This window comes from Desulfobacterales bacterium (genome assembly GCA_029211065.1).
GTDB lineage: Bacteria > Desulfobacterota > Desulfobacteria > Desulfobacterales > JARGFK01 > JARGFK01.
On sequence record JARGFK010000002.1, the window covers coordinates 56,840 to 81,860 of the forward strand.

Below are 25,021 nucleotides of genomic sequence, written 5' to 3' on the forward strand. Positions count from 1 at the left end.
TTTATATTGTAATTGAAACGGCGAAAATTGGAAAAAGCTTGGCGGCGGGCACAGAATACCCCCGGGCAGGGTTCAGTTTTCAATCGGCGACACCCGGGTTGTTAGAATGCGCGGGCAGCGCCCAAGGCGGTCAAAAAAATGAATGTAAAAAACAATAACGGCTGGATGGTCTGCGTCGGTATACTTTTATTTCTGTTCGGTTGTGCGGATTTTACCATAAAGCGCGGACAGGCGTCAGCGGATCTGATCGGGCTGGTTCAAAAAGTTCAGCCCGCGGTCGTCACTGTCGTTACCTACGATATAAACGGCGTCGCAGCAGACCTGGGCAGTGCTTTCTTTATGGATGCAAAGGGCCACCTGATTACCAACTATCATGTGCTCAAAGGCGCCTACAGTGCCGAAGTAAAGACCCGTGACGGCAGAAAATATTCCATCGAATCGGTTGTTGCCGAAAACGAAGAGGCGGATATTATCAAGGTCAAAGTCTCAATCGGCGAAAAAGAATTTCACTGGGTAAAGCTCACGGAACAGGAACCGGTTATCGGAGAACGGATCCTGGTTGTGGGCAGCCCGTTGGGCCTTGAGCAGACCGTCAGTGAAGGGATTGAGTCGGCGGTTCGGGATCTGCCGCTCGTGGGAAAGGTATTTCAGCTGTCAGCTCCGATTTCACCGGGTTCGAGCGGCGGACCGGTTGTGAACATGAAGGGCAAGGTGGTCGGGGTGGTTTCATTTCAAGCAATGATGGGGCAAAATTTAAATTTTGCAGTGGCCAGCCAGGGGGTCCTTAATTTAAAGAATACGGACAAGGCCCAGTCCCTATCGGAATGGACCTATGACACCGGCCGCAAGACCCCACGGCTTGCCGAGGAACTGTGTAAAAAGGGCTTTAACTTTTCTATCCGGGGGGAGTTCAAAGAAGCGCTCAATTATTATAAGGAAGCCGCTGAAAAAAGCCCGGGAGATGCCCTGGCCTGGTATGGCCTCGGAAGCTGTTATGTGGGGCTGGACAACCCCGAAGCGGCCATCGCAGCTTTCCTGCAGGCGGTTCGGGTAGACCCGCAGAACCCAACCCCCTACTATAACCTGGGCCGCTTCTACAGCTCGCTGGAACGTTACGACGAGGCCATTTCGTTTTATAAAAAAGCCGTTGAAGTGGATCCGGATCACGCCATGTCGTACTTTGATTTGGGAATCATATACAGCAAACAGGAAGCGTTTGGTGCGGGCGAACAGGCGTTTAAAGAGGTTCTGCGGATAGAACCGTGGCATGCGCTTTCATACTATTTTATCGGGCTGGGCTACAGCGAACGCGGCCGCTATGACGCCGCCGTACAGGCCTATCAACAGGCCCTTAAGATCGATCCGGAGTCGCTGCCGACGCTGTATCGGCTCGGCATTGCGTTTGGGAAACTCGGTAATGTTGCCGATGAAATTGCCTCCTATACGGCGGCCATACGGATTGATCCGGATTATGCGCCGCCCCATTTTAACATGGGGATTATCTATTTAAAAAATGGCGATAAGGCCGCCGCGCTCGGGGAATATAAGATTTTAAAGGGCCTGAATGCGGAGATGGCGGATATGCTGTTTGGTAATATTTACCGGAGTCCATGATACCCGATGATCGTGCGCAGCGAAACAGCGGAAACCCCCGCCGACGTCCCCCTGATTGAGGTCAGCGGCCTGATCAAGCAATTCGGCAATATAGCGGCCGTTGACGATATCCGGTTTTCCGTTCAAAGGGGAGAAATACTGGGGTTGCTCGGACCGAACGGGGCTGGAAAAACAACCACCATTCAACTCCTGCTGGGGGTAACCACGCCCACATCCGGGCAGATTCTCATTTTTGGCCTGGATCTGAACCGGGATCGCAGGCGCATCCTGCAGCGGGTAAATTTTTCTTCAACCTATACAAATCTGCCCACCAATCTGACGGTATGGGAAAATCCGAATGTCTTTGCAAAGTGCTACGGTCTCAGAAAACCGGAGCGCAAGATCAAGGAGCTGCTGGAGCTTTTCAGCATCCAGAACACGCTCCGTACGCGGACCGGACAACTGTCCACCGGCCAGATGACAAGGCTGAACCTTGCCAAAGCCCTTATCAACGATCCTGAAATTATCTTTCTGGACGAGCCCACGGCCGGTCTGGACCTATATGGAATAAATTCATCGAAACAAAGGGAGTATAAAATGACAGCACAGCAGGGTGACAGAACACCGCCCATGACGCTCCGGCAAGCCGTCATGGCGTTTTCTCAAAGCGAAAAAATAAAAGCCGGTCTGATCTGGGTTTCCCAGGCCGTCAACCAAAGCGTCACCCTGCCGGATCTTGAAAAAAAAGGAGCGGCCGGCGTGATCCGGTCGACGCTGGCGATGATCTATCACGAGCTGCACCTTGCCGGGAAATTGGGCGGCGGGGATTCCTGGCGCGAAATTGAAAAGCATTTGGATATGGCCCTGGTGATGATTGATTCACAGGTCCTGCCGGAAGCGACTTTTCATCTGACACGGGCGCTCAGCCGGGTGACCACCATCGGCCAGCGCGCCATGACGGTGTTAAAACAGCAGGGACTGATCTGATGCTGAAAAACACGTTTCATCATCTGCCGGGAATCGGCGCACTCACCGAGCGGCAAATCTGGTCGGCCGGCATTCTTGCCTGGGATGATTTTAAGGAACCCAACCCCTTAAAATGGTCTTCGGCCCGAACGGCGGCCTGTAGGGTCGGGCTGCAAACATCGCAAAAATATCTTCTAGACAACCATCCGGGTTACTTTACCGGTCATTTGCCTTCAAGCCAGCACTGGCGTATTTTTCCCGAGTTCAGAAACACGACGGCGTATCTGGATATCGAAACCACCGGCATGGACCCCTATGATCAGTCCATCACGACCATCGCCCTCTACGATGGACGATCGGTGTTTTATTACATCGCGGGACAAAACCTGGAGAGGTTTAAATCCGATATTACCCGTTACGGCCTGATCGTCACCTACAACGGGAAATGTTTCGATATTCCGTTTGTCGAAAAGGATCTGAATATACGGCTCCCCCAGGCCCATATTGATTTGCGCTATGTACTGGCCGGCCTTGGGATTACGGGGGGCCTCAAACGCTGTGAAGCCAAGCTGGGTCTTGCGCGGGGGGATCTGGCCGGGGTGGATGGTTTTTTTGCCGTCTTGCTGTGGAACGAGTATCGGCAATATAAAAATACAAAAGCCCTGCAAACGCTCCTGGCCTACAATATCCAGGATGCGGTCAACCTTGAGACCCTGATGGTGATGGCTTACAACCTGAAAATCAAGGAAACCCCGTTTGCCAGCAGCCACCGGATGGATTTGACGCCAATCCCTACCGTGCCGTTTAACCCCGACCCCCCAACCATCGCACAAATAAAACAGCGCTATACTTTCGGAAATCATTTTCAGGGCTATAATCCGACACGGGGCTGATCTTTTGACCGGTCAAACGACCCGCCGACGCGAACAAGTCCTCCTGATCCGGGTTGATCGTATCGCAAGAATCTTTTGCGAAATATACCCTGATGGGTTATATCCATCCTAGCGGGTTTTTGAAAAAATTTTTTGGAAGGAAAAATTTAGATGCGGCCATGGCGCAGAAATCTTTATATCATGTTTGCAGTACAGCTGGTTTCCATGTCGGGGTTCAGTCTGGTGTTTCCGTTTCTGCCGCTTTATATAAAACAGCTGGGCATATCAACGGGAGGCTCGACGGAATTCTGGTCGGGTTTGGTCTTTTCCGCCCAGGCCCTCACCATGATGATTTCCGCACCCATCTGGGGCGCGGTGGCGGACCGTTTCGGCCGAAAGTTGATGCTGGCGCGGGCCACATTCGGCGGCGCGGTGTTGCTGGCGGCCATGGGGTTTGCCCAAAGCGCCGAGCAGCTGGTCCTGCTGCGGGCGTTGCAGGGGCTGGTAACCGGCACCATTCCGGCTGCCAATGCGCTGGTGGCGGCTTCAGCCCCCAGGGAACATTCCGGCGAAGCCCTTGGCCTGCTCCAGACCGGCGCCTGGATCGGCGTTGCCGTCGGCCCCCTGGTGGGGGGCGTTATCGGTGATGCCATTGGTTTCAGGGAAAGCTTCTGGATAACCGGCGCACTGCTGGCCATTTCCGGCGCCGCGGTGCTGTTATGGGTTCAGGAAGACTTTCATCCGGTGGATAAAGCTAAACGGCCGCGATTTATAGCCGGTTATCGCTGGCTGCTGCAGACGCCCGTCATGATCCAACTTTATGCCATTACCTTCCTGCAGGCCCTTGGGCGCATGATCATCATGCCGGTCGCGGCGCTGTTTATCATGCAGTTGATGGGAACAACGGTTGGGGCTGCCACCGTAACCGGAATCATGATGGGCGCCATGGCGGTGACCAGTTCTGTCAGCGGGGCTTTGATGGGACGGATGGGCGACCGTATCGGCCACGGCCGGATACTGCTGGTGTCGGCGCTGGCGGCCATCGTCTTTTACCTGCCCCAGTCTTTTGTCACCGCCCCGTGGCAGCTGGTGATGCTGCAGGCCCTGACGGGCCTGGCCAACGGCGGTATGATTCCGGCAGTGGCGGCCCTGATGAATTTACAGGATACGTCCGGCAGCCAGGGCGCTATTTTCGGTCTGAACGCCAGTATTACCGCAGCCGGCCGCAGCCTGGCGCCGATGCTGGGGGCCTCGATGGCCATTTGGTTCGGGGTGCGAAGTGTTTTTCTGGCCGCCGCCTGCATATACGCCGTCGCTGCGATAGTGGCCATTTACATTTATCGTGCCGGTTTGCGGCAGCGCTAGCCGGTATCCTCATATCAACCAAATTATAAAATTTCTATAAAGATCTCAAGGTGTGGATCCCCTTCCAGGGGATCTGCTAGATGCCTCAACCGCCGCCTGCGGGTTTGCAGGCCGGCTGCGTGAACCCACCGGCGCCGGTGGGGATTCCATTGGGACGGACGCATCCCGCCGACATAAGTTTTTGTACTTTTTTACCGCGGCACTGGGGGCAAAACGGCCCCGGGTCGCTGCTGGAAAACGTGAGATGTTCAAAGCAGTGATCGCATTTTTCGCAAACATATTCAAAAATGGGCATACCAAACTCCTGTTTCATAAAATTAACAAAACCATAAGACCCGGAAGCGGCAAGTCAAGCGGTGCCCCTGTCGAATTCCCCGCTTTGATACCCCGCAGCTTGTCGAAGATCCCGGTTTATCGGGGCTGCGGGGAGCTTCATTCTTAAGAACAGGTTTCTGATGCATCCGAATCAATTAGATGGACACGCTCTCGCCGCCAGCCGGGGCCATGATTTTCACGTTCGGCGCTTTTTGACCGCACAGCTTGATGAACTCATCGGCGGTTTTGGCAACGATGGGAAAGGATGCGTAATGGATCGGCATCGCTTTCTTGGGGCCGAGCATTTTAACCGCTTCGGCCGCCTGATAGGCATCCATGGTAAAAACGCCGCCCATGGGCACGATGGCGACATCCAAGGGATAGAGCCGGCTGTAAAGGGCCATTTCACTGAAAAGACTGGTGTCGCCGGCATGATAAACGGTGGTGCCGTCGGCCGCCTGGACAATATTGCCCAGGGCACAGGCCGTATCCGATGCATGAAATGCCGGCGTGGAGGTGACCTTGACCCAGTCCAGCTGGACCCCACCGCCGACCATGTACCCGAAGCCGAAGTTGACGACCTGTTTTTCATTAAAACCTTCCGCCACCAGCCGCTTGACGGTCTGGACCGGACCGCCCAGCAGCGCGCCGGTCTTGTTGCAGAGGTCCACGGCAGAACCCATGTGGTCAAAATGGTCGTGGCTCAGAAGCACCAGATCTGCCCGCTCTATTTCTTCGGTGTCGACGGGACAACCCGGGTTGCCGTTATCCTTGGTCCAGGGATCGAAAAGAATCACCTTGTCGTCGGACGTGGTAAATTCAACAAATGAATGACCCAACCATCTAATTTTTCCTGCCATATTGCCTCCTCCTGTGAATCGAAATGGGTGACGGACAATTCCGCCCGAACCGAATGTTTATAACAAACGTAAAAAGATAAAACCGTTATAGTTGTTGCAGTGTTAAGGATAATCGACATGTCCGAAAGTTGTCAAGCCGTTTTCAGGTCCTTTTCGGGAACGATCCGCCGGCTTGCATGAGCAATTTATGGCGGTTCATTTTATTTTCAGAGAAATGCCGATCCGACCGCTATTCGTTTGCGTTCCGGGGGTTGATCTGATAGAGGTGCAGGCGGCCGACAGGCTGAAAGCGTCTATTCATCACACAGGAGGCAACATCTCATGGCAGACGAACAGAACGAATCTTTTAATTTAACGGTAAACCGAGCCAATCTGTTCAAGGAAGAATCCTATACCGATATGAGGGCCTGTACCGTCAGGCAACTGTCCCCGGTCAATCCGGACGGTTCACCGGACAAGGGCCGCAAAATTCTTTATGTGGGCCAGACCCACGTGGTGACCCCGGCCGGACCGATCCCGATCCAGAGCATGATTCAGGCCAAAGACCTGCAGCAGGCGTTCAAGAAGTTCCCCGAAACCATGAAAGCGGCCATGGACCACCTCATCGAAGAGGCCAAAAAAGCCCAGCAGCAGGAACAGTCCCGTATTGTTGTCCCCGGGCGATAGAGCGATTTTATTCTAACAAGAAAAACCGGGTGAATATGGTCCGGTCAGCGTTAACCGGCTTGCCTTGGATTTTTGTGTTTAAAAATACAAAATCCAAAGACCAAATTACAAACAACGCCGACCTCTGCAGCGAAAAGACATGCGCGTCCTGCTCATTCAACCACCCCTTGAGGATTTTTATACCACCGCCATCCGCCTGTACCCCCTGGGGCTGGTGTATGCCGCCGCCGTGCTCCGCACGTTGGGTGTTGCGGTTGGGATACTGGACTGTCTCAACCCCTTAAGGAAAAAGCACCTGCCGCTGCCGCCGGAGTTTCGCTACCTGGAGCCGTTTTTAGAGCAGGACCCGTTATTATTCAAGCGCTTCTACCGCTTCGGCATTTCAGATGCGGCAACGCTCCGGCGCATTGATGCATTTGCCCCGGACATGGTGGGCATATCCTCCCAGTTTACCGCTTATTTCAGCAGCGTGGAAAAGCTGGCCAGCCTGATCAAGCTGCATTCGAACGTGCCTGTTTTTATCGGCGGCAACCATGCCAGTGTTTTTGCCGACCAGATCCGGCTGCGCGCCCCCCAGATCGATGCCGTTTTAACCGGTCCGGCCGAGTCGAGTCTACCCGCCTTTATATATTCCCGTCTCAGGGGGCGTGGGGCGGATCCGGAGCCGCTGGACTGGAAAACACTTGCGCCGGCCCACGATCTGCTGGCGGCGGGGGCCTACCGCATGGGCAAAAAAAACTATATGTCCCTTACCGCCGGGCGGGGGTGTCCCTACGGGTGCGACTTTTGCAGCGTTCGGGCCATGTTTGGTCGCGGAATTGAATACCGGTCGGTGGCTGCGGTCGTTCGTGAAATGGAATGGAACTATCTGAACCGGGACGTGCGGATTTTTAATTTCGAAGACGACAACCTTTCTTTTGATAAGGAATGGTTCCGTCAGCTGCTCGGGGCCGTGATCGACAACCCGATTCTGAAAGAAATTGAACTGACCGCTATGAACGGGATGTGCTTTCCGACCCTTGACAGCGCCCTGCTCATGCTGATGCGCCGGGCCGGTTTCACCCGGATAAACCTTTCTTTCGTGACCCGCGACGCCGGTCTCCAGCAACGTTACCATCGCCCAATGCCGCGCGGGGATTTTAGATCGATCATTACGGCCGCCCGGGAGCTTGGTTTTATGATCACGGTCTATGTGATCATCGGCCTGCCGGGACAGACCTACGCGGAAGTCAAGGAAAGCATCGATTACCTGCTGGAATTGGGGGTTTTGGTGGGGCCTTCCCCGTTTTATCTGCCGCCGGGAAGCGCTCTGTTCGATACCCTGAATGTTCCGGACAAAATCCGTCTAAATTGGAACCTTTACCGCTCCACCGCTTTTGCCGTTGAAACCGAGCACCTTCGCCGGGATCAGCTCATCGAACTTTTTTCCTACACCCGCAAAAAGAATCTTGAAAACAGGCTGCCAAGAGAGCCGGCCGTCCAAGGGATTTAAAAAAACAGGTTGCGGTATCTTAAATTAGTCATATAATATTCATAAAAAAGGGTTCTATGGTTCAAGGGAAAAGAGAATAGCTATAAGCTGGGACGCTATGAAGCTGTGAAGCAGCAAAGATAACAAGAAGAATTCCTGACAGATGGGCATCCAAGCATCCTGGCGTCCCAGCGAAACGCGAAGCGTTTCCAAACCCCTTTCTCCCGGATACCCAGAAAAAGGTCTAAATTTAACAACGAATGCCGGCTAAGGATTGTCGGGTAAAATAATTATAATTAAGGAGACTTACAGTGTCGCAAAACGATATCTATGATCTGATTATTGTGGGCGGGGGGCCTGGCGGGCTTACTGCCGGGATTTACGCCATGCGGGCGGCCCTTAAAACAGTCCTGATTGAAAAGGGACTGACCGGCGGCCAGATAACGCTGTCCGATGAAGTGGAAAACTGGCCCGGGACCGAGCGCATCAAAGGGGCGGATCTGGCCATGAATTTTACGCAGCACGCCCAGTCTTACGGTCTTGAAATATTGAATCGCGAGGTGGTTGCCGTGGAGCCCGGCCGGGAGCTTCATACTGTCGTGCTGGACAATAAAGAGCGCCTTAGCGCACACGCCGTTATATTGTCCACCGGCGGCAACCCGCGCAAACTTAATATTCCGGGGGAAGAAACCAATTACGGCAAAGGCGTTTCCTACTGCGCCGTGTGCGACGGGTTTTTCTTCCGCAATAAAACCGTCGTTGTTATCGGCGGCGGGGACAGCGCCGCCGAAGAATCCCTCTATCTGGCAAAGCTTGCGAAACAGGTGTATATCGTACACCGGCGCGATGCGCTGCGGGCCGGCATGCTCCTGCAGCAGCGCGTCAAGGACGAGTGCAAGATTGAAATCCTCTGGAACTCGATTCCCACTGCCATCAACAGCGATGACGGCGGCGTCTGTTCGGTGGCGCTGCAGGACACCAAAACCGGGGAGAAAAAAGAAGTCGTCACCGAAGGGGTGTTTATTTTTATCGGCTTTGATCCCAACAACGGGCTGGTTCCCCCGGATGTTCGCCTGAATCCAAACGGCCAGGTCATCACCGATCATAAGTGCGAAACCAATGTTCCCGGCATGTTTGCCATCGGCGATCTGCGTGAAAAATACGCGCGCCAGATCATCACCGCTGCCGCTGACGGCGCCACAGCCGCCCTGGCTGCAGCGCATCATGTTGAAACCAAAAAAGCGGCCGCAGCCTGTGAAGCGCCGGCCGGCCTGTTTTCGGAAACCGTTGGCGGATAGAAAAGGAGTTTTTTATGAAAACTGTGGATTATATGGGCGTTGCGGACGATGCCGTCAAAAAGATCAAAAAGGGAGCATTTTTGACCGTAAAATCCGAAAACGGACTGAACACCATGACGATTGGGTGGGCAACCTTTGGCTTTGTCTGGCGAAAACCCATCATGATGGTGGCCGTGCGGCTTACCCGGCATACCTTTGGGATCATTGAAGCGGCCAAGGATTTTACGGTCACGATCCCCCTGGGAGATATGGGCAAAGCGGTTGCCTTTTGCGGTTCGAAGTCCGGGCGCGATTATGATAAATTCAAGGAATGCAACCTTAAAACCGCCAAGAGCCGCCAGGTGGACTCCCCCGTTATCGCCACCAAAGGGCGCCACTACGAGTGCAAGATTGTTTATAAATCCGCCATGGATCCGTCCCATCTGGACAAAGACTATGATCAGTTCCTTTATCCGGAAAAAGATTACCACACCCTATACTTCGGGGAAATTCTGGAATGCTACGAAACCGACTGATTTGAAAAAAGGGCTCAAGGGCTTGCGGCGAGCTCGGCCGAGCGGTTCAAGGCCAGGAAACGCACACCGCCGCATGGCGGCTTGGGGCGCAGTTGTTTATTTAGGGTGAAACACCTTGCCGAAGGCCCGCCAGAAGGGCGGGCCGGAACGCTGGACCAGCCAAACTCCGCTGATGACCAAAACCATTCCCAGGAAAAAGAGCAGGCCCAGGTCCTGGTCGCTGGCCAGCAGCCCGGTCCAGGCCAGAAAGGCCGATAGTGCGGCCGTGGCCGGCGGCTGGGCATTGGCGCAGATGGCGACGGCCACGGGCTCCAGGTGCCGCAGCAGGATGTTCCAGACCAGCATCATGGTGACGCTGGTGATTACCACCAGCCAGACCAGTCCCAGCCAGGCGCCGGCTTCAAGGGCCGCAAAGTTCAGGGTTAAAAGAGCATGCCCGGCCAGGGGCGTCATGGCCAGTGCGCCGGCAATCAGGCTCCAGGCGGTCACCACGCGGGGATCGTGGTCCCGGCACATCCCCCTGGCGGCAACCGTGTATATGATCCAGCACAGCACGGCCGCCAGGACCCAGAAATCACCGCTGCGCAGTTCGCTTGCAAAACCGCCCGCCTCCCATGGCCGCAGAACGATGACCACACCGGCCAGCGCCAGCAGAACCCCGATGGTCTTTTCAAGGGGCGGCAATTGGCGCCGCAGGGTGGTGACCATCAGCAGCACCCCCAGGGGGGTCAGGGCGTAAAAAAGGGCCGGATGGCTGGGCACGGTGTATTGAAGCCCCCGTAGAAAACAATACTGGTTGGCCGGGACGAGCAGGATGCCCAGGCCGATGATCTTCATCCAGTCCTTGACGCCGAAGCGCGGTTTTGGGATGGCCCAGCCGGAAAGCAGCAAAAATATGACGGCCGCCCCCAGGGCGCGAGCCAGGGTCAGGGCCTCGGGATTGGAAAATCCGACAGCCGCCTTTTTGCTGAAGACGTAGGTTCCGGCCGAAAGCCCCACGTGAAGGGCCATCAGCCCATAAAGGGTAAACCGCTTCATGGCGTCACCCGGTGTGACCCCAAAGTTTTATGGAGATAGAATTCAAGACCTGCATGACGCTGCCTCGCTATAATGTCTTCTTAAACTAGGATGCATACGTATTTCCGTTGCGGGACAGGCACAATAGTGGAGCCCTGCCGGACTGTCAACCTTAAAAGAAAAGCAGTATTTATTTCAAATTTTCTTCCAAGGTTCAGGTGCCAATTTTTTCTTGCCGAAACAGACGAATCTATGTACTTATGATGAACGCGATCTTGGTTCAGAGAAAATTATTGGAGTGACCTTATGGAAAACCGGGTACAAATTGCCGCAAGCCGGCGTAAAATCCTGGATGCGCTCATCAGGAAGCAGGGCTATCGCGACTACAAGTGGATGGACCCCGACCAGATTGTGGTGTCGCAGTGGGTCCGGATGAAGTGCATGTTCGGCTGCCGGGAGTACGGCCACTGTGCCGCCTGTCCCCCCAACACCCCGACCGTGGCGGAATGCGAAAGATTTTTTCACGAATACAGCGATGCCGTTATTTTGCGGTTTCCCCAGAAGGTCAAAAAACCCGAGGACCGCTTTAGCTGGACCCGCAAGGTGAATCTAAAGCTGCTGAAACTGGAGCGGGAGGTGTTTCTGGCCGGGTATGAGCGCGCCTTTCTGCTCTTTATGGACAGCTGCTGCTTTTGCAAGGAGTGCAGCGGCAGCCGTGAAGCGTGCCGGGAGCCGCGCATGTCGCGCCCGGCCCCCGAAGCCATGGCCGTGGATGTGTATTCGACGGTCCGCAAGTTCGGGTTTCCCATTTCGGTGTGTACCGATTATAGTCAGGAAATGAACCGCTACGCCTTTTTAATGGTATCCTAGTAGGGCCATATGAAAACCCAAAAAAGACCTGAAGAAGATTACACCGGTTTCAAGCAATGCTCCTCGTGCGGCGCCAAATGGTCAAACCGCACCCGGTTTCTGGAAGATCCGTCCATTAAACTGATCGGATACCAAGTTAACTTTGAAGCGCTTTTAGCGGGATTTTTTCTGTTCAACCATTCCTGCATGACGACCCTTGCCATACCTGCTGAAGCATTTGAAGATTTGTACGACGGTCCTGTTTTCAGCGAGCGGGCCACCGGCAGCGAGGAATGTCCCGAGCATTGTATTCACGAGAATGACTTAAGCCCATGCCCGGCCCACTGCGAATGCGCATTTGTTCGTGAAATCATTCAATCTGTCAAAGCCTGGCCCAAGCGCAAGGCCGCATGAGAAAACAGCCCAAAGCCCCCTGGCCCCCTTTTGTAAAGGGAGGACGGGCGGCTGTCCGACAACCTTTCTGGACCTTCGGCATATTCGCGATCCTGTATCTGTTTGTCTCTCTCGACCCGCTCAACCCTAAAGAAAAGCGGTCCCTCCTCCTGCTGATGGCCGGGTATGTCTTGATTTTTTTGGGGGGCAGTGTGGGTTGATGTGCACTTCAAGTTGTAAGCTGAACCGCAACGGCGAGTGCATTCCCCGTCCCACAGTGGCGGGACGGCAGTGTTTTTCAAATATCCTTAAAGAGCTTTTTATCTATGATTTCAGAGATATTTAGACATAAAGCCAAAATATTTTCTGACTGGATTAATTTCACGGCTTCCGGATGAAGCCGTGAAAACATGAATACGCTTCAGCGTATAAATATCCGGGGAATCAACAATGGATATTTTCGGTTCTATTTGCCGCGTCTGTTGATGTTAACAAAGCAACGAGGAAAAGAATCATGAATGCATTCAAGGAATACGACACTTACGACGCATTGGGTCTGGCCGAGCTGGTTCAAAGCAAACAGGTAAGCCCGAAGGCGCTCTGCGAAGAGGCCATCGCCAGAATCGAGCAGATCAACCCCAAGATAAACGCGGTGGTCACCCCCATGTACGAAGAGGGCCGCCGGGCGGCGGCAGCCTCCCGGCCCGGGGGGCCCTTTGCCGGCGTTCCTGTCCTGATCAAAGACCTGGCCTATGCCTATGCCGGCGTACCCATGACTTTGGGCAGCCGGGCGCTTAAAGATTATGTTCCCGATCATGACGACGAAATCGTTGTGCGCCTGAAAAAAACCGGCGCGGTAATCATCGGCAAGACCAACACCCCGGAATTCGGCCTTCTGGGAATCACCGAGCCGGAACTTTTCGGCGCCTGCCGCAACCCCTGGAATCTTGACCATACACCCGGGGGCTCCAGCGGCGGCTCGGCGGCAGCGGTGGCCGCCGGCATGGTGCCGCTGGCCACCGGCGGCGACGGCGGCGGGTCCATCCGCATCCCCGCGGCGTGCTGCGGGCTGTTCGGCTTCAAGCCCAGCCGGGGACGCAATCCCACCGGCCCGGATTACGGACAGGTGTGGCAGGGGGCGGTCCAGAATCATGTCCTTACCCGCTCGGTCAGGGACAGCGCCGCCATGCTGGATGCGTTTCAGGGCCCGGATATCGGCGCGCCCTATGAAATCCGGCCGCCTGACGGGCCGTATCTGGCGGAGGCGGGCAAAGACCCCGGCCGAATGAAGATCGCATTTAACACCCAATCTCCCATCGGCAGGCCGGTTCACCCGGAATGCATCCGGGCCGTGGAAAATACCGCCAAACTGCTGCAGGAGCTGGGACACGATGTAACGGAGGACCGGCCGGACATTGACGGAAAAGGCCTGGTCCGGAGCTTTCTTACCTTATATTTCGGCGAAACGGCTGCCGACATCGAAGAGCTGGAAATAATTTTAAAGCGTAAGGCCGGACCAGGGGATGTCGAGCTGTTAACCTGGACACTGGGTCTACTGGGCCGCAGCTTTTCAGCCGGGTATATGGTAACGGCGCTGCGCCGCTGGGACCGGGCTGCCCGGGCCATGGGACGCTTTTTCCAGAGGTATGATCTTTATTTGACGCCCACCACAGCCTTTCCGCCGGCCAAAATCGGCGAACTTCAGCCCAAACCCGTAGAGGTTTTATTAATGAAAACGGTCAGCACCCTGAAACTGGGGTGGTTGTTAAAACGGGCGGACTTCGTGGACCAGATGGCGCAGCAGAGCCTGGAGCGGACCCCCTTTACCCAGCTGGCCAACCTGACCGGGCTGCCGGCCATGACCGTGCCGCTCCACTGGACATCGGACAATCTGCCCTGCGGGTCGCAGTTCATGGGACCTTTCGGCGCGGAAGATACCCTGTTCCGGCTGGCCGGGCAACTGGAGAAAGCCCAGCCCTGGTTTGACAAACGGCCGCCGGTTTCAGCAGACAGCTAAAAAACATTGTCTAAACCCCCCAGCGTTACCACTTTTTCCCGGCGCATTGGAAAAAAAATCTTGATATGTATACTGATTTTGATCGGCTTCTTACCGGCATTTTTACTAAAAGAGGCAAGCTGCTGAGAGTTATTTCGGCAAGAGACATGAATAAAAAGGAAAAGAAATATTATGAAGAAAACGGACAAACAAATTCCGAAGTTTAGCAATGAAGATGAAGAGCGCGAATTTTGGGCTAAACATTCACCGCTTGATTATTTTGAAGCAGGCCGTTTTAAAAAAGCGAAGTTTCCGAACCTAAAACCCTCCCTTAAATCAATTTCAATTCGTCTGCCTGAGGCCATGCTGGAGGAACTCAAAATCCTGGCCAACAAGAAAGATGTACCCTATCAGAGCCTTGCAAAAATGTTTTTGGCGAGACAAATAGCTTTAGAACGGGGATCTTTAAATCTTTTGGATAATAGATAGTCCCAGCCTCCCAGGATTTTCGCTGTGCGCCTTACGCCTTTTGTCGTTTCCCTCGTCCCTTGTTACTCGTCACTTCTATTCGCCCTGCGCCGTTCGCCTTATGCCCTCTTTTCTTATCAGCTTCTACGCGCCACCCCTTCTCCCTCGTCACTTGTCATTCGTTACTTCCGTCTTTTCTGTCCTTTCCCTCTGCGCCTTGCGCTGTGAGCCTTACGCCCCTTTCTTATCGCCGAAAAGTACATTAAAACTCACACCCGTTCAAAAAAGGATACAGATTTTCAGGAAAGCACGGAAGATCCGACAGCGAAAACCGGCATAACCAACTGTTTATTCAACGTATTAATCGATACAGCGAAATTTCTCCGGACGGCATGGTAGTTGCATCTTAAATACATCGAAAAGCATCTATTGAGGATCGTTAGTTGGTGCTGGACGCGCAGCAGCGGCAAAAAAACCTCAAAAAGGGGTCGCCGATGAAACAAAAAAACAAAAGAAAGATTGTCCTTTTCGCAAGCATGTCCGTCATGATATTCGGTGCGCCTGGATTTGCTGCTGCGGGGGAGCCGGCCTTTTCCGAGGCGCTTTATGCCAATCCGCCGCCGGTGCCGAACTTAAAACAGACGGCGGCGCCAGGCACTCTATCTCCTGATCTCGTCCGCAGCGGCGCTGATGAAAAAAAAGAGATTAAAAAAGACCTCCTGCCGGCAAATGCGTTGATGCTGCTGCCAAGTGAATTGCATCAAATGCAGTGGATGCCGGCCAAAATGATTTACCCCCCGTCTCTCTTCGAACCGCCTGATCTTTACAACCCCAGCCTCGCCAGCCAGCCGCTTTTGGGCTTTAGCTGGGATCGCGATGCAGGCAAACTCAACAACTGGAACGTTGCTTTCGGCCTGGGTCTTTATATTTCAAATTATAAAGATTGGCATCACCCCCCGGAAGACTTCGGCCTTGAAGAGCCGTTTTCGGACCGGGAACAGAGGGGTTTCTTCGAAACAATAATAAACACGATGCAGGTTGTCGGTTTTCAGATACGGTATGATTTTTAAGGATTTTTTTAGGACCTTTTCTTGGCACATCGGCCCTTGGGCTTTAATTTTCCTAAATCAGTTGACAAGCTGACCTCATTTATCTAATGTTCGCTTTCACGCCTATAAATCTTAACCTGCCGCACATGTCTGCCTTGGGCAGATTAAAATATCCGGGATTAATAAAAGCCCTTGCTCCTCCAAAGCTGATGGTTGAAATTTGAGGCTGGCCGATAACCTGATTCATTCTTTGGAGAAAAGTGATTATATGATCCGTAATTGTCTTGCACGGAGATGCCGTTGCAAGTAACCGCTTTACCGGGCGGAGAATCGATGACGACGAACGAACAGAACACAACGAGTGAACAAATCGTGTCGCCGGACAACGCTGTCCGTAAAGCGCAGCGGGTGCGGCTGCAGCGTTTCGGCATGGCCTTGTGCACATATGTGCTTGTAATCCCGGCAATATTTCTGGCGTTGCGGCTCGGGCTTGGCGACATGAGCGATCGACTGCTGGCAGTGTTCATCGGGCTGGCGCTGGTAGGCAACGGCGTGTTCTTCGTCCTGTTTTAGACAATGGACAATGGGGACGTTTTTAAATAATTAAATAACTAAGGATAGGCCGTGTCCGTGGACGTCTCGACTAACAGTTGAGGTTGAAATGACTCAAAAATTACTTCTCATAGATTTCGAAAACATTCAGAAAGTAGATTTGACCCATCTTGGGGAAAACATCCACGTCACTATCTTTGTCGGGTCGAGCCAGAAGAGTGTGCCAATCGATCTTGTCGCTTGTGCTCAGAGACTTGGCGACCGAGTTGAGTGGCAACGGGTCGAGGGTAACGGCAGCAATGCCCTTGATTTTTACATCGCGTGCCATCTCGGTCGTGTGGTCGAGAAGTCGCCAGACCTTCACTGCATTGTTCTATCAAAAGATAAAGGATTTGATCCGTTGCTTCGGCACTTGAACAAGAATGGCCTGAAATGTAAGCGGATTAACAGCCTGCTTGAACTTGAGCCTAAATCTGCCGCTACGGAAGAACCAAATTACAAGCGGGTTTTTGAAGTGTTAAGCAAATCGGAAAAGAAGTCGCGCCCCCGCAGGCACGCAACGCTGTCTCAGCACATTTCATCAATGTTTCAGAAGAACATTACGCAGAGCGACGTCGACAGGATCATTGATATTCTCTTTGCAAACAATTTGATCTCTGAAAGTAACAATACTATCTCATATGAATTCTGATTTGCCTGGCTCGAGCCGCTGAACTTTATGTACAGCTATCAGAATCTGGAGTCGGGCCACGGCAAGTGACTAATCTCGTGTGGAATGGTTTTGAGGAAAGACTTTTTTGAGACAGGATCTATTAACATATAGACGCAATCGCAATGATTGACAGGTCCGCATCCGCGATGTATAATGCGATGTATAATTTTGAAGAAAGGGTGTCAATATGGCTCAGATGATTCGAAAGCAGATTTATATAAAAGCTGAACAGGATGTCATACTCAAAAAAAGAGCACGCATGCTGGGTGTTACGGAGGCGGAGGTCATTCGCAGTGTCATTGACAGGCAAACGGTTTTGCTCACCTCCGGCGTTCGAGATTTAGGAGCCTGGGAGAAGGAAAAGGCTTTTATTTCAAAAAGGATGGCGGCAGGCCGAGGCGGGCGCCGATTCCGACGCGAGGATGCTTACGAGGGCAGGTTAAAACGTTATGGCGGCAAATAAGATACTAGTTGACACCAACATCCTGCTTTATGCTTACGACCAGGCAGAACCGGAGAAACAGCCACAAGCCCTTGCAGTTCTGGAGGATCTGGTAGCAGAGGGGCTGGGCGTTCTCTCGTCTCAGATACTGGGTGAATTTTATGTCAATGCCACCCAGAAACTCGCTCCGCCGCTGACAGTTAAAGAGGCATACGAGCGAATTCAAAACTACCTGCTTGCCTGGGAAGTCCTGGATGTAACGGGACCGGTCGTGCTGGAGGCTGTCCGGGGCGTTCGTGAGCATAAGATGGCCTATTGGGATGCGCAGATTTGGGCATCAGCGCGACTTCACCAAATTCCAACAATTTTTTCTGAAGATTTTAATGTCGGCGGCGTCATTGAAGGCGTCCGTTTTGTGAATCCGCTTGTCAAAAATTTTAGCACGTTGAGGTGGCTATCCGAATAAAATATCTTCAGACAACAGGGACGTCCGCAAATAAGTAAATAACTATTCCGTTGTTCAATTGAGGAAAGCCGCGCCGCCGAATTCGGCGGACATATTCAGCGAAAAAAATGTCCATTGGCGAGTATGGCTTTATTTGCCTTTTTGATCAATATGAATCAGGAAAAGATGTAGTTTTCAGGGGTGAAAAAAACAGGTAGGGAGTAAAGGACATGTGCTCACAAAAAACAGACCGGAATGACACCTTTTTGTGGCTGGCCCCGTTTGCTCCGCCCAAAGGATATAAAAGTGTGCCGGCAGGCGGGATGTGCCTTTGCGTTTTCCTTTTTGTCGTGAAGGGGCGCGAAGTTCTTCTCGGAAAATACAGAGAGCATCCGGCCTGGGAAAAGATCGCCGGCATGGATGAAAAACGTGTAAAGGCCAACCAGCATGGCTTCACCGTGCCTGCCAGCCACCTGAAATTCGGTGAAGATCCGCTGGACGCCGCCCGGAGGATCGCCGAAGAAATTTTGCTGCTCCCAAAAGGTCTGACGTATTCGGAACCCCTTGTGCAGACTTTTTACTATGAACTGTCCATTGTTCCCGGCGAAATGCATTTTGATGTTCTGTTTTTTTACGATGTTACACTCGATGAAGATTTTAAAACCGGCCAGCCTCCTTGGTATGCAGCGCTGGAATGGTTCGATGTGGATGTTCTCATCAATCAGAAATATGCGCGTCAGCATGAAGATGTGGTATCAGCCTGGCTGAAAAAAAGTAGAAAATGGAAGGCCACAGGGGCAGCTGATAGTCAGGATCTTATAGACTTTAAGAAATAGAAATGGTGTTGATAAATGCGGGTCTGGGGTCGGGCAACGGTAAGAGACTGATATTGTATGAAATGGTTTTGAATTTGTAGCCTGGATAGGGGCAATAACAACTTTTTCGAGGCCAAAAACGCTGTTTTTGTCGGAAGGGATGTCAAAGGGGGCAGTGAAGGGTATCGGCTCCGGGATGGATCTGCTTCCTATAATGCTCTTTTCTGGGCCGAAAACAACGAAATAGGCATTGAAAACACTTTTTTGCGGGACCTTAATAACGAAAAATCAAGCAATCGCCATGGCCCGACCCTCGACCCTCGTTGCATTTCCCTTGACACCCCTGGCGAAATCCCATTATAATTTCACCCCGAAAAAAGAGCACTATCTCTCCACCTTTCCTCACTTTTTATTTACACCCCCTTCATATGACAGGAGGCGTGCATGCGTTTCAGGTCTTTTTTCTGTGTCTTTCTGACGATACTCCTGGCATCCTGCATGACGGCGACCCCCAATCTCCATGTCGTCGTCGGCGAAACGCGTATGAGCCTGACGCAATCGGCACCTATTGCAAGAGGAGCGGATATTTCTCCAGACGGAAAATATCTGTTGACCGGAGGAATGGACGGTTTCACATATTGGGATATTTCGAGAGGCGTGCTGATCAGCAGGTACTCGGCGAAGCTTCCCCAAATCATGGGCACCTTGCTGACAACGGGTCTGATTCCCGTCGCCTTTGCTTCAGGCGGCCGGCACGCCTTGTCCGGCGGGGAAGAGCTAAACTTGTGGGATCTGTCATCGGGCAGACTCATCAGGAAAATAGGGAACGACCCTGCGGAAAGCATCGGTGTGTCGGCGGACGGGAAAAGGGTATTGATATGCGATCCAGCGGAATTCACCTTCCGTGAGGACAAGATGGTCCTTTATGACGCACGGAGCGGCGCCAAGATAGCCGAATGGAATGCCGGGCATGGCGGCGGCATCATCGCGCTTTCACCCGACGGGAACTATGCGATGTCCACAGGGGGCGGCGGCCGCAAAGCGGTGGAAGCCGACAGGGGAACCATAAGTCTGTGGGATGTATCCAGGGGGGCGCTTGTCCGCACCTTTGCGGGCACAGGAGCAAATAAGGGTTTGGGACATGCCGTCCTGGCAATGGCTTTCTCAGCGAATGGAAAATACGCACTTTCGGGAGGGACAGACGGATCGGTACGGCTTTGGGATATCGCTTCCGGAGTGGAATTGAAAACCATACAGGGCCACGCCGGGAGCGTGGGAACCAAGGCGGTGGCCTTTTCTCCCGACGGCAGGTGGATTCATTCCGTCGGCGGATCGGACGGTCTTGCCAAGCTGTGGGATATCTCTTCCGGATCACTGTTCAGGGCATTCAAGGTTTCCGACGACCGCTTTGTCGATATCAGACGATTCGGCGGGATCGTCAACGGCTGGGTCTCCTTCACACCGGACAGCAAGCGGATCATTTTCATGGGATCGGACGCCTCGTTCAGGATCTTCGACGTCACGACGGGCGACGAAATCGCCACGCTGGTTTTGTTTGACGACGGCGAATGGCTGGTGGTTGCACCGGAAGGCTATTACAACGCCTCATCGAAAGGTGCGCAATACCTGAAGGTCAACTATGAGGGGAGAGATTACAGCGTAGACCAGTTCTACGACGTTTTCTATCGCCCGGATATTGTGGCGGCAAAATTGAGGGGAGATGACATAAAAGACCTGATCACGATCACGATGAAGGACGCCGCCAAAAGCCCGCCGCCGGTGGTTGACATCAGCCCGGTCTCGGTATCTGCCGCATCTCCGACGGCCAAGGTCTGTTACCAGATCAACAGCACGGGCGGCGGCATCGGCGAAGTCAGATTGTTCCATAACGGCAAGCTGATTGAATCGGACGGCTATTATAAGGACATCGTCCGGACAACCTCTGAAAAAACGCAGTTGGCGACCCTCAACAGCCGGGCGATCTATGCGGATATGCGCAGCATCAAAATAAACGAAAAGGTCGACATCGGCCCGGTATCGGCAGGATCAAAAGGAGAGGTGTTCAAAGACTGCAGGGAAATCGAGGCTGTTTCAGGAGAAAACGAGATCAGCGTAACCGCCTTTAACAGGGAAAACACGGTCCAGGGATATATGAAGACGGCAAAATTCAATGCCCGGATAGCGGGAGAAGAACCCCGTCTGTATATCCTCACCATCGGCATCGACCGCTACAAAGACGATACCATCAACCTCAAGTATGCCGTAAAAGATTCAAATGACATTGAAGAAAGGCTTGTCAAACAAGCAGAGACCCTTTACCCCTCCCGGAACATCCACCGCACCGTTCTCGCCAATGCCGATGCGACCCGGTCAAACATAACGGACACGATCGGCAGCCTTTCAAAACAGATAAGGCCCAATGACAGTTTTATTTTCTTTGCAGCCGGCCATGGCATCCTTCTTCAGAACCAGTACTACATGCTCACCCACGACTACGACGGCATGATAAGGCCGGACGCCATGCTCAGTTCGAACGAGATCGTCGAGATGTCAAAGAAGATTAAATCCCTCTCTCAGCTGCTAATCTTCGATACCTGCCATGCGGGCGGGATCGACTATATCGTCAGCGGGTTGTATGATGCGCGGATGTCGGTTCTTGCCAAAAAGATGGGGCTGCACCTGTATGCATCTGCGAATTCAAAAGAGGCGGCCCTGGACGGTTACCGGGGCAACGGGCTTTTCACCCACACGCTGCTGGACGGCCTGAGTAACAAGCAGGCGGCGGACCGCAACCAGGACGGGGCGGTCAGTCTGACAGAACTTGGCGTATACTCGAAACAGGCCACAACAGACATATCAAAAACAATCGGGCACCCGCAGACGCCCCTGATCATCAATTTCGGAAAGGATTCCCCTGTCTACCGACTGAAGTGATCCGGCCGTCCTCAAGAATTTAAAACTCGATATGTCCCCTATACACATATACAAGGCGGTCGCAGTTTGCGATCAATCCTCCCCGTGCATGACAAAGACGGCCCAGTAAAACGGATTCGGGTATTTGGCTTTCATGTCCCTGCGGGCCAGCCGGAGGGCGTTTGACAGGTCCTTTTCCACCTTGAGATAATCATAGTAGCGCGTCATGTATTCGACCGCTTCCACTGACGCCAGGTTCCAGAGGCTGACGACCACGCTCCGTGCGCCTGCGTGGATGAAGGCCCGTGCCAGGCTACCCACCCCTTCGCCTTCCATGACTTTGCCTTTTCCGGTGACGCAGGCTGAAAGCACCACCTGGTCCGCGTCAAGATCGAGGTCGAGCACCTCCGACAGGGTCAGGAACCCGTCGTCATTGCCTTGGTTTTCAACCTGGCCGAGCAGGAGAAACGGCTCACGGATACCCTGTACCTTCCCGGGAAGGTCGGCATGGGTGGCAAAGTGAAGCGTCCGGTACTCGCGCAGGGGTGCTTTCCGCAGCCGGGTCTCGCTGGCGTTAATGCCCAGGAGCACATCCGGCGTTCCCACGGAAACACCCAGGATAGCGGCAATCGCCCTGACTTCGTCCTCGGTTTCTGGAAGTGGCGGGAAATAGACGGATTGCCACTCGTCTCGGTCCGAGTCGTCCCGGGGCACAACCGTCACCCCTCTGAAGCCGTAGCGGGGGTCGTCACCGGCCGGTGAAGGGGTTGTCGGGCTGCCGGACAGGCGGGCGACATAGCGGGGATCGTCCTTGGAGTATATGGGGTTTCCAAGGGCAAAGAGCGGTCGGTCCGACCGGGGCGCCGGGAGCATCCGCGACAGTCCCAGGATGGTGGCCGACTGGGTGTAGGTAAAGTTCCAGCGGTCGGATGCGTATACTGTCGGGGCGCCTTCAGTGGCCACCAGCACCTCGAAGGGGAGCAGTCCGAGAATACCGTCGGGCACAATGATGACTTTGGTGTTGTCGGCCACCGGGGCCAGGGCTTTTGAAAGGAGAAGGTCGTAGAGTTCCCGGGCGCTGGGGGGCGAAAACCCCGCGCCCGAATTTTCAGATATGGATTCCACCAGACGCTTTACCTTTGCCTCCAGCGCCTCGCGCCCCTCGGGAATCCGGATGATCCGGGAAATAGCGCCCTTTTCGACCACAAAGACATAACAGGCCGTTTCCCCCAGGGCGTATTCCAGAAGCACCTCATCCGGCTTGAGGGACAAGCTTTCCGGGGCCATGGCACGGGGGTAGTACAGGGCGGCATACAGCGGCGCGTCTTTTCTCAATTTGGCCACGAGGGAAGACAGTTGGGACGTGAGCCGCGCCTTTTCCCGGACCATCTCGTCAAGGGCCGCACCCCCCTGCCGGTAGACGGCTTCCCAGCGCTTTTCCAGTTCGTCGAGCCGGGAAAGCAGGGCCGCTTCCTTTTCCTTCAGGTGGTCCGTCAGCCGCGCGCCGCCCTGCTTTTTCGATGACGACGCCAGGGCTTCAAGGAGCGTCCGGGCCCTGGTGGCCTCGGCAAAATAGAAGGCCGCAGCAGCCGCATCCCGGCCAAAGGCTGAAAAGCGGGAATCGACGGCTTTGCCGGCGATGGCCTGTTCAGTCAGGGATTCGATGAGCGCCCTGTATGCGCGGGCCCGGCCGCCGGCACTGCCTCCGCCGAGAAAACCGCCCTTTTCACCGGCGGTCTGGCGCATCTCCTCGATGATGAGGACCGAGCTGAGCAGTTCGGCGGAGGCATCGGCGTATCGCTTTTCTCCCTTGTATAACCGGCCGAGCTGGCTGTGGTAGTCGATGCGGTAGGCATCGCGCTGGCGGGCATCGGGCAGCGGCATTTCCATCAGGTAAGCGCGGGCTTCGGCAAACCGGCCGGTGGCAATGCAGGTTTCCACCAGGCCCGAATAGTTGAGGCGGATCCCCTGGATTTTGGGCTGGAGCGCCTTTCTTTCCAGAAACGTCGCCTCGGCTTCCTGGTATCGCTTCTGGAAGAGGTAGACCGCACCGATGTTGTCCAGAATGCGGGCAACCTCGTGGGGGTTGCCGAGCTGTTTTCGAATCTTCATGGCCTCGCCCAGGTATTTGAGGGCGCTGTCGTAGCGGCCGGTGTGGTAGTAGTTCGTGCCGATGTTGTTGAGGTTCACGGCGGTTTCGGCCGGCCGCTGCCGGGCCCGGTTGATGGCCAGGGCCTCCTTGAAATAGGGGAGGGCCTTGTGGTCCAGGCCGATGGCGGCATAGAGGTTGCCGATATTGTTGAGGGTGACGGCGATCTCCGACTCCCGGGAAAGCTCCCGGTTGATTTTAAGGGCATCCTGGTAGGTGGCCAGGGCTGTTTCATACCGGCCGAGGTCGAAATAAAGCGTGCCCAAGTTGTTCAGGGCGGTCGCAGCCCGGCCCGGCAGCTTGCGGCTGCGGGCCAGATCGAGGGCTTCGCGGTAATAATCAAGCGCCTTATCGTACTTGTAAAGATCGTTGTAGGCATACCCGAGACTGGTGAGGCCTGCGGCAAGATCGTCGAAACGGTTGAGCCTGCGGTCGATGGAAACAGCCTCTTCGTAAAGGGAGATCGCCCGCTGGTATTCACCCATACCGGCATGGGCCCTGCCCAGGTTGTGAAGGACCGACGCCGTTCCTTCGGCGCTCTTGAGTTTCCGGTTCGTTTGCAGAGAATCCTCGAGGTAGCCCATCGCCGACCGGTACTGTCCGGTGTTCACGTAGAGGGTTCCCAGTTGAAAGGCGGCCAGGGCGCCGAATTCCTCCTCGTTGATCTGCCGGAAGATTTTCAGGGCCTCCTGGAGATGGGAAAGGGCGGCGTCGTACCTGGCAAAGGTGCGGTACTCGATGGAGCCCATGTTGAGCAGGTTGATTGCCATGTCCGGGGCGCTTTTGAGCTGCCGGTAAATTGAAAGCGAAGCCTCGTAGCTGGCAAGGGCCCGGTCGAATCGGTTGAGGCCCTCGTAGGTAAGGGCGATGCTGTAGAGGGTGCTTCCGGCGCCGTCAAGATCGTTTGTGCGCCGGGAGGCTGCAAGGGCGCTTTCGTAGTAGCGCAGGGCCTGCTCGTAGCGGCCATTCTCGTATTCGGCCTGGCCCTGGTCCCACAGTTTTTCCGCCTCCGATTTGGCAGCGCTTTGCGCTGAAGGCGCCGGCAGCAATAAAAGAAAAAAAGCGAAACAAAGCGTAAATGCCGCTTGTCGAAAGGTCAAAGACATATATCCTCCTGCTATAAAGACGGGGTTGGAAAAAATGACGCTGATGATACACCCCACCATTTTAAAAGGAAACAGGAAAAAATGGCCACGGGGGTAGTTCGGTGGATTTGGCCTGGAACAAGCAGGTCATCAAGGTTGAAAAAAATGCTTGACAAAGCATAGGTTAATTAATATTTAGTTTGACTAAACATTAA

General features: G+C 54.0%; 24 protein-coding genes. 20 read left to right on the forward strand and 4 right to left on the reverse strand.

Features of this window, described 5'->3' with window-relative positions:
* Positions 1-138: 138 nt before the first annotated feature.
* From P1P89_01045 to P1P89_01060, 4 genes are all read left to right on the forward strand, one after another.
* Positions 139-1,614: a tetratricopeptide repeat protein gene (locus P1P89_01045; protein MDF1590071.1), complete on the forward strand. Its 1,476-nt coding sequence runs from the start codon at positions 139-141 to the stop codon at positions 1,612-1,614.
* A 6-nt stretch (positions 1,615-1,620) separates the two neighbouring features.
* Complete coding sequence (locus P1P89_01050) at positions 1,621-2,580, forward strand: ABC transporter ATP-binding protein (GenBank protein MDF1590072.1); 960 nt, start codon at positions 1,621-1,623, stop codon at positions 2,578-2,580.
* The gene (locus tag P1P89_01055) at positions 2,580-3,452 is read left to right on the forward strand and encodes a ribonuclease H-like domain-containing protein (protein ID MDF1590073.1); all 873 of its coding nucleotides are present in this window, start codon (positions 2,580-2,582) and stop codon (positions 3,450-3,452) included. The genes P1P89_01050 and P1P89_01055 overlap by 1 nt, the downstream gene beginning before the upstream one ends.
* 150 nt (positions 3,453-3,602) lie before the next feature.
* A complete protein-coding gene (locus P1P89_01060; protein ID MDF1590074.1) occupies positions 3,603-4,796 on the forward strand; it encodes an MFS transporter in 1,194 nt (397 codons plus the stop codon).
* An 85-nt stretch (positions 4,797-4,881) separates the two neighbouring features.
* Here P1P89_01060 and P1P89_01065 read toward each other — a convergent pair whose 3' ends face one another.
* On the reverse strand, positions 4,882-5,091 hold the full coding sequence (locus tag P1P89_01065; protein MDF1590075.1) for a zinc ribbon domain-containing protein: 210 nt from the start codon (positions 5,089-5,091) through the stop codon (positions 4,882-4,884).
* A 175-nt stretch (positions 5,092-5,266) separates the two neighbouring features.
* A complete protein-coding gene (locus P1P89_01070; protein MDF1590076.1) occupies positions 5,267-5,971 on the reverse strand; it encodes a metal-dependent hydrolase in 705 nt (234 codons plus the stop codon).
* 321 nt (positions 5,972-6,292) lie between these two features.
* On the opposite strand from P1P89_01070, the gene P1P89_01075 reads away from it, so the two are divergent.
* From P1P89_01075 to P1P89_01090, 4 genes are all read left to right on the forward strand, one after another.
* Complete coding sequence (locus tag P1P89_01075) at positions 6,293-6,637, forward strand: cytoplasmic protein (protein ID MDF1590077.1); 345 nt, start codon at positions 6,293-6,295, stop codon at positions 6,635-6,637.
* Between the two features lie 139 nt (positions 6,638-6,776).
* A complete protein-coding gene (locus P1P89_01080) occupies positions 6,777-8,129 on the forward strand; it encodes a radical SAM protein (GenBank protein ID MDF1590078.1) in 1,353 nt (450 codons plus the stop codon).
* 290 nt (positions 8,130-8,419) lie between these two features.
* Positions 8,420-9,406, forward strand: coding sequence for a thioredoxin-disulfide reductase (gene trxB, locus P1P89_01085; protein ID MDF1590079.1), 987 nt, complete (start codon positions 8,420-8,422; stop codon positions 9,404-9,406).
* Positions 9,407-9,420: 14 nt separating this feature from the next.
* Complete coding sequence (locus P1P89_01090) at positions 9,421-9,921, forward strand: flavin reductase family protein (protein MDF1590080.1); 501 nt, start codon at positions 9,421-9,423, stop codon at positions 9,919-9,921.
* A gap of 96 nt (positions 9,922-10,017) precedes the next feature.
* Here the strand turns inward: P1P89_01090 and P1P89_01095 are convergent, their stop codons facing one another.
* Complete coding sequence (locus tag P1P89_01095) at positions 10,018-10,959, reverse strand: DMT family transporter (GenBank protein MDF1590081.1); 942 nt, start codon at positions 10,957-10,959, stop codon at positions 10,018-10,020.
* Positions 10,960-11,244: 285 nt separating this feature from the next.
* On the opposite strand from P1P89_01095, the gene P1P89_01100 reads away from it, so the two are divergent.
* The 12 genes from P1P89_01100 (at position 11,245) to P1P89_01155 (ending at position 21,593) form a co-directional block, all read left to right on the forward strand.
* Positions 11,245-11,808 carry a DUF2284 domain-containing protein gene (locus P1P89_01100; GenBank protein ID MDF1590082.1) on the forward strand — a complete coding sequence of 188 codons (564 nt, stop codon included), beginning with the start codon at positions 11,245-11,247 and terminating at the stop codon, positions 11,806-11,808.
* Positions 11,809-11,817: 9 nt separating this feature from the next.
* The gene (locus tag P1P89_01105) at positions 11,818-12,201 is read left to right on the forward strand and encodes a hypothetical protein (protein MDF1590083.1); all 384 of its coding nucleotides are present in this window, start codon (positions 11,818-11,820) and stop codon (positions 12,199-12,201) included.
* On the forward strand, positions 12,198-12,401 hold the full coding sequence (locus tag P1P89_01110; protein ID MDF1590084.1) for a hypothetical protein: 204 nt from the start codon (positions 12,198-12,200) through the stop codon (positions 12,399-12,401). The genes P1P89_01105 and P1P89_01110 overlap by 4 nt, the downstream gene beginning before the upstream one ends.
* A 293-nt stretch (positions 12,402-12,694) precedes the next feature.
* Positions 12,695-14,197, forward strand: coding sequence for an amidase (locus P1P89_01115; protein ID MDF1590085.1), 1,503 nt, complete (start codon positions 12,695-12,697; stop codon positions 14,195-14,197).
* Positions 14,198-14,368: 171 nt separating this feature from the next.
* Positions 14,369-14,665, forward strand: a complete 297-nt coding sequence (locus P1P89_01120) for a BrnA antitoxin family protein (GenBank protein MDF1590086.1) — start codon at positions 14,369-14,371, stop codon at positions 14,663-14,665.
* A gap of 473 nt (positions 14,666-15,138) precedes the next feature.
* The gene (locus P1P89_01125) at positions 15,139-15,714 is read left to right on the forward strand and encodes a hypothetical protein (protein MDF1590087.1); all 576 of its coding nucleotides are present in this window, start codon (positions 15,139-15,141) and stop codon (positions 15,712-15,714) included.
* 312 nt (positions 15,715-16,026) lie between these two features.
* The gene (locus tag P1P89_01130) at positions 16,027-16,266 is read left to right on the forward strand and encodes a hypothetical protein (GenBank protein MDF1590088.1); all 240 of its coding nucleotides are present in this window, start codon (positions 16,027-16,029) and stop codon (positions 16,264-16,266) included.
* 88 nt (positions 16,267-16,354) lie between these two features.
* Positions 16,355-16,936, forward strand: coding sequence for a PIN domain-containing protein (locus P1P89_01135; GenBank protein MDF1590089.1), 582 nt, complete (start codon positions 16,355-16,357; stop codon positions 16,934-16,936).
* 208 nt (positions 16,937-17,144) lie between these two features.
* A complete protein-coding gene (locus P1P89_01140) occupies positions 17,145-17,420 on the forward strand; it encodes a hypothetical protein (protein ID MDF1590090.1) in 276 nt (91 codons plus the stop codon).
* The gene (locus tag P1P89_01145) at positions 17,407-17,865 is read left to right on the forward strand and encodes a PIN domain-containing protein (protein MDF1590091.1); all 459 of its coding nucleotides are present in this window, start codon (positions 17,407-17,409) and stop codon (positions 17,863-17,865) included. The genes P1P89_01140 and P1P89_01145 overlap by 14 nt, the downstream gene beginning before the upstream one ends.
* Before the next feature lie 209 nt (positions 17,866-18,074).
* Entirely contained in the window at positions 18,075-18,680 is a 606-nt protein-coding gene (locus P1P89_01150; protein MDF1590092.1) for an NUDIX hydrolase, read from the forward strand.
* Positions 18,681-19,103: 423 nt separating this feature from the next.
* Entirely contained in the window at positions 19,104-21,593 is a 2,490-nt protein-coding gene (locus P1P89_01155) for a caspase family protein (protein MDF1590093.1), read from the forward strand.
* Positions 21,594-21,665: 72 nt separating this feature from the next.
* Here the strand turns inward: P1P89_01155 and P1P89_01160 are convergent, their stop codons facing one another.
* The gene (locus P1P89_01160; protein ID MDF1590094.1) at positions 21,666-24,827 is read right to left on the reverse strand and encodes a tetratricopeptide repeat protein; all 3,162 of its coding nucleotides are present in this window, start codon (positions 24,825-24,827) and stop codon (positions 21,666-21,668) included.
* Between the last annotated feature and the right edge of the window lie 194 nt (positions 24,828-25,021).

Coding starts and splice junctions, on each gene's coding strand:
- P1P89_01055 (MDF1590073.1), top strand. CDS start 2,580: ATGCTGAAAAACACGTTTCATCATCTGCCGGGAATCGGCGCACTCACC.
- P1P89_01140 (MDF1590090.1), top strand. CDS start 17,145: ATGGCTCAGATGATTCGAAAGCAGATTTATATAAAAGCTGAACAGGAT.
- P1P89_01090 (MDF1590080.1), top strand. CDS start 9,421: ATGAAAACTGTGGATTATATGGGCGTTGCGGACGATGCCGTCAAAAAG.
- P1P89_01080 (MDF1590078.1), top strand. CDS start 6,777: ATGCGCGTCCTGCTCATTCAACCACCCCTTGAGGATTTTTATACCACC.
- P1P89_01100 (MDF1590082.1), top strand. CDS start 11,245: ATGGAAAACCGGGTACAAATTGCCGCAAGCCGGCGTAAAATCCTGGAT.
- P1P89_01125 (MDF1590087.1), top strand. CDS start 15,139: ATGAAACAAAAAAACAAAAGAAAGATTGTCCTTTTCGCAAGCATGTCC.
- P1P89_01070 (MDF1590076.1), bottom strand. CDS start 5,971: ATGGCAGGAAAAATTAGATGGTTGGGTCATTCATTTGTTGAATTTACC.
- P1P89_01110 (MDF1590084.1), top strand. CDS start 12,198: ATGAGAAAACAGCCCAAAGCCCCCTGGCCCCCTTTTGTAAAGGGAGGA.
- P1P89_01095 (MDF1590081.1), bottom strand. CDS start 10,959: ATGAAGCGGTTTACCCTTTATGGGCTGATGGCCCTTCACGTGGGGCTT.
- P1P89_01115 (MDF1590085.1), top strand. CDS start 12,695: ATGAATGCATTCAAGGAATACGACACTTACGACGCATTGGGTCTGGCC.
- P1P89_01150 (MDF1590092.1), top strand. CDS start 18,075: ATGTGCTCACAAAAAACAGACCGGAATGACACCTTTTTGTGGCTGGCC.
- P1P89_01145 (MDF1590091.1), top strand. CDS start 17,407: ATGGCGGCAAATAAGATACTAGTTGACACCAACATCCTGCTTTATGCT.
- P1P89_01045 (MDF1590071.1), top strand. CDS start 139: ATGAATGTAAAAAACAATAACGGCTGGATGGTCTGCGTCGGTATACTT.
- P1P89_01130 (MDF1590088.1), top strand. CDS start 16,027: ATGACGACGAACGAACAGAACACAACGAGTGAACAAATCGTGTCGCCG.
- P1P89_01060 (MDF1590074.1), top strand. CDS start 3,603: ATGCGGCCATGGCGCAGAAATCTTTATATCATGTTTGCAGTACAGCTG.
- P1P89_01075 (MDF1590077.1), top strand. CDS start 6,293: ATGGCAGACGAACAGAACGAATCTTTTAATTTAACGGTAAACCGAGCC.
- P1P89_01135 (MDF1590089.1), top strand. CDS start 16,355: ATGACTCAAAAATTACTTCTCATAGATTTCGAAAACATTCAGAAAGTA.
- P1P89_01160 (MDF1590094.1), bottom strand. CDS start 24,827: ATGTCTTTGACCTTTCGACAAGCGGCATTTACGCTTTGTTTCGCTTTT.
- P1P89_01050 (MDF1590072.1), top strand. CDS start 1,621: ATGATCGTGCGCAGCGAAACAGCGGAAACCCCCGCCGACGTCCCCCTG.
- P1P89_01155 (MDF1590093.1), top strand. CDS start 19,104: ATGCGTTTCAGGTCTTTTTTCTGTGTCTTTCTGACGATACTCCTGGCA.
- P1P89_01065 (MDF1590075.1), bottom strand. CDS start 5,091: ATGCCCATTTTTGAATATGTTTGCGAAAAATGCGATCACTGCTTTGAA.
- P1P89_01105 (MDF1590083.1), top strand. CDS start 11,818: ATGAAAACCCAAAAAAGACCTGAAGAAGATTACACCGGTTTCAAGCAA.
- P1P89_01120 (MDF1590086.1), top strand. CDS start 14,369: ATGAAGAAAACGGACAAACAAATTCCGAAGTTTAGCAATGAAGATGAA.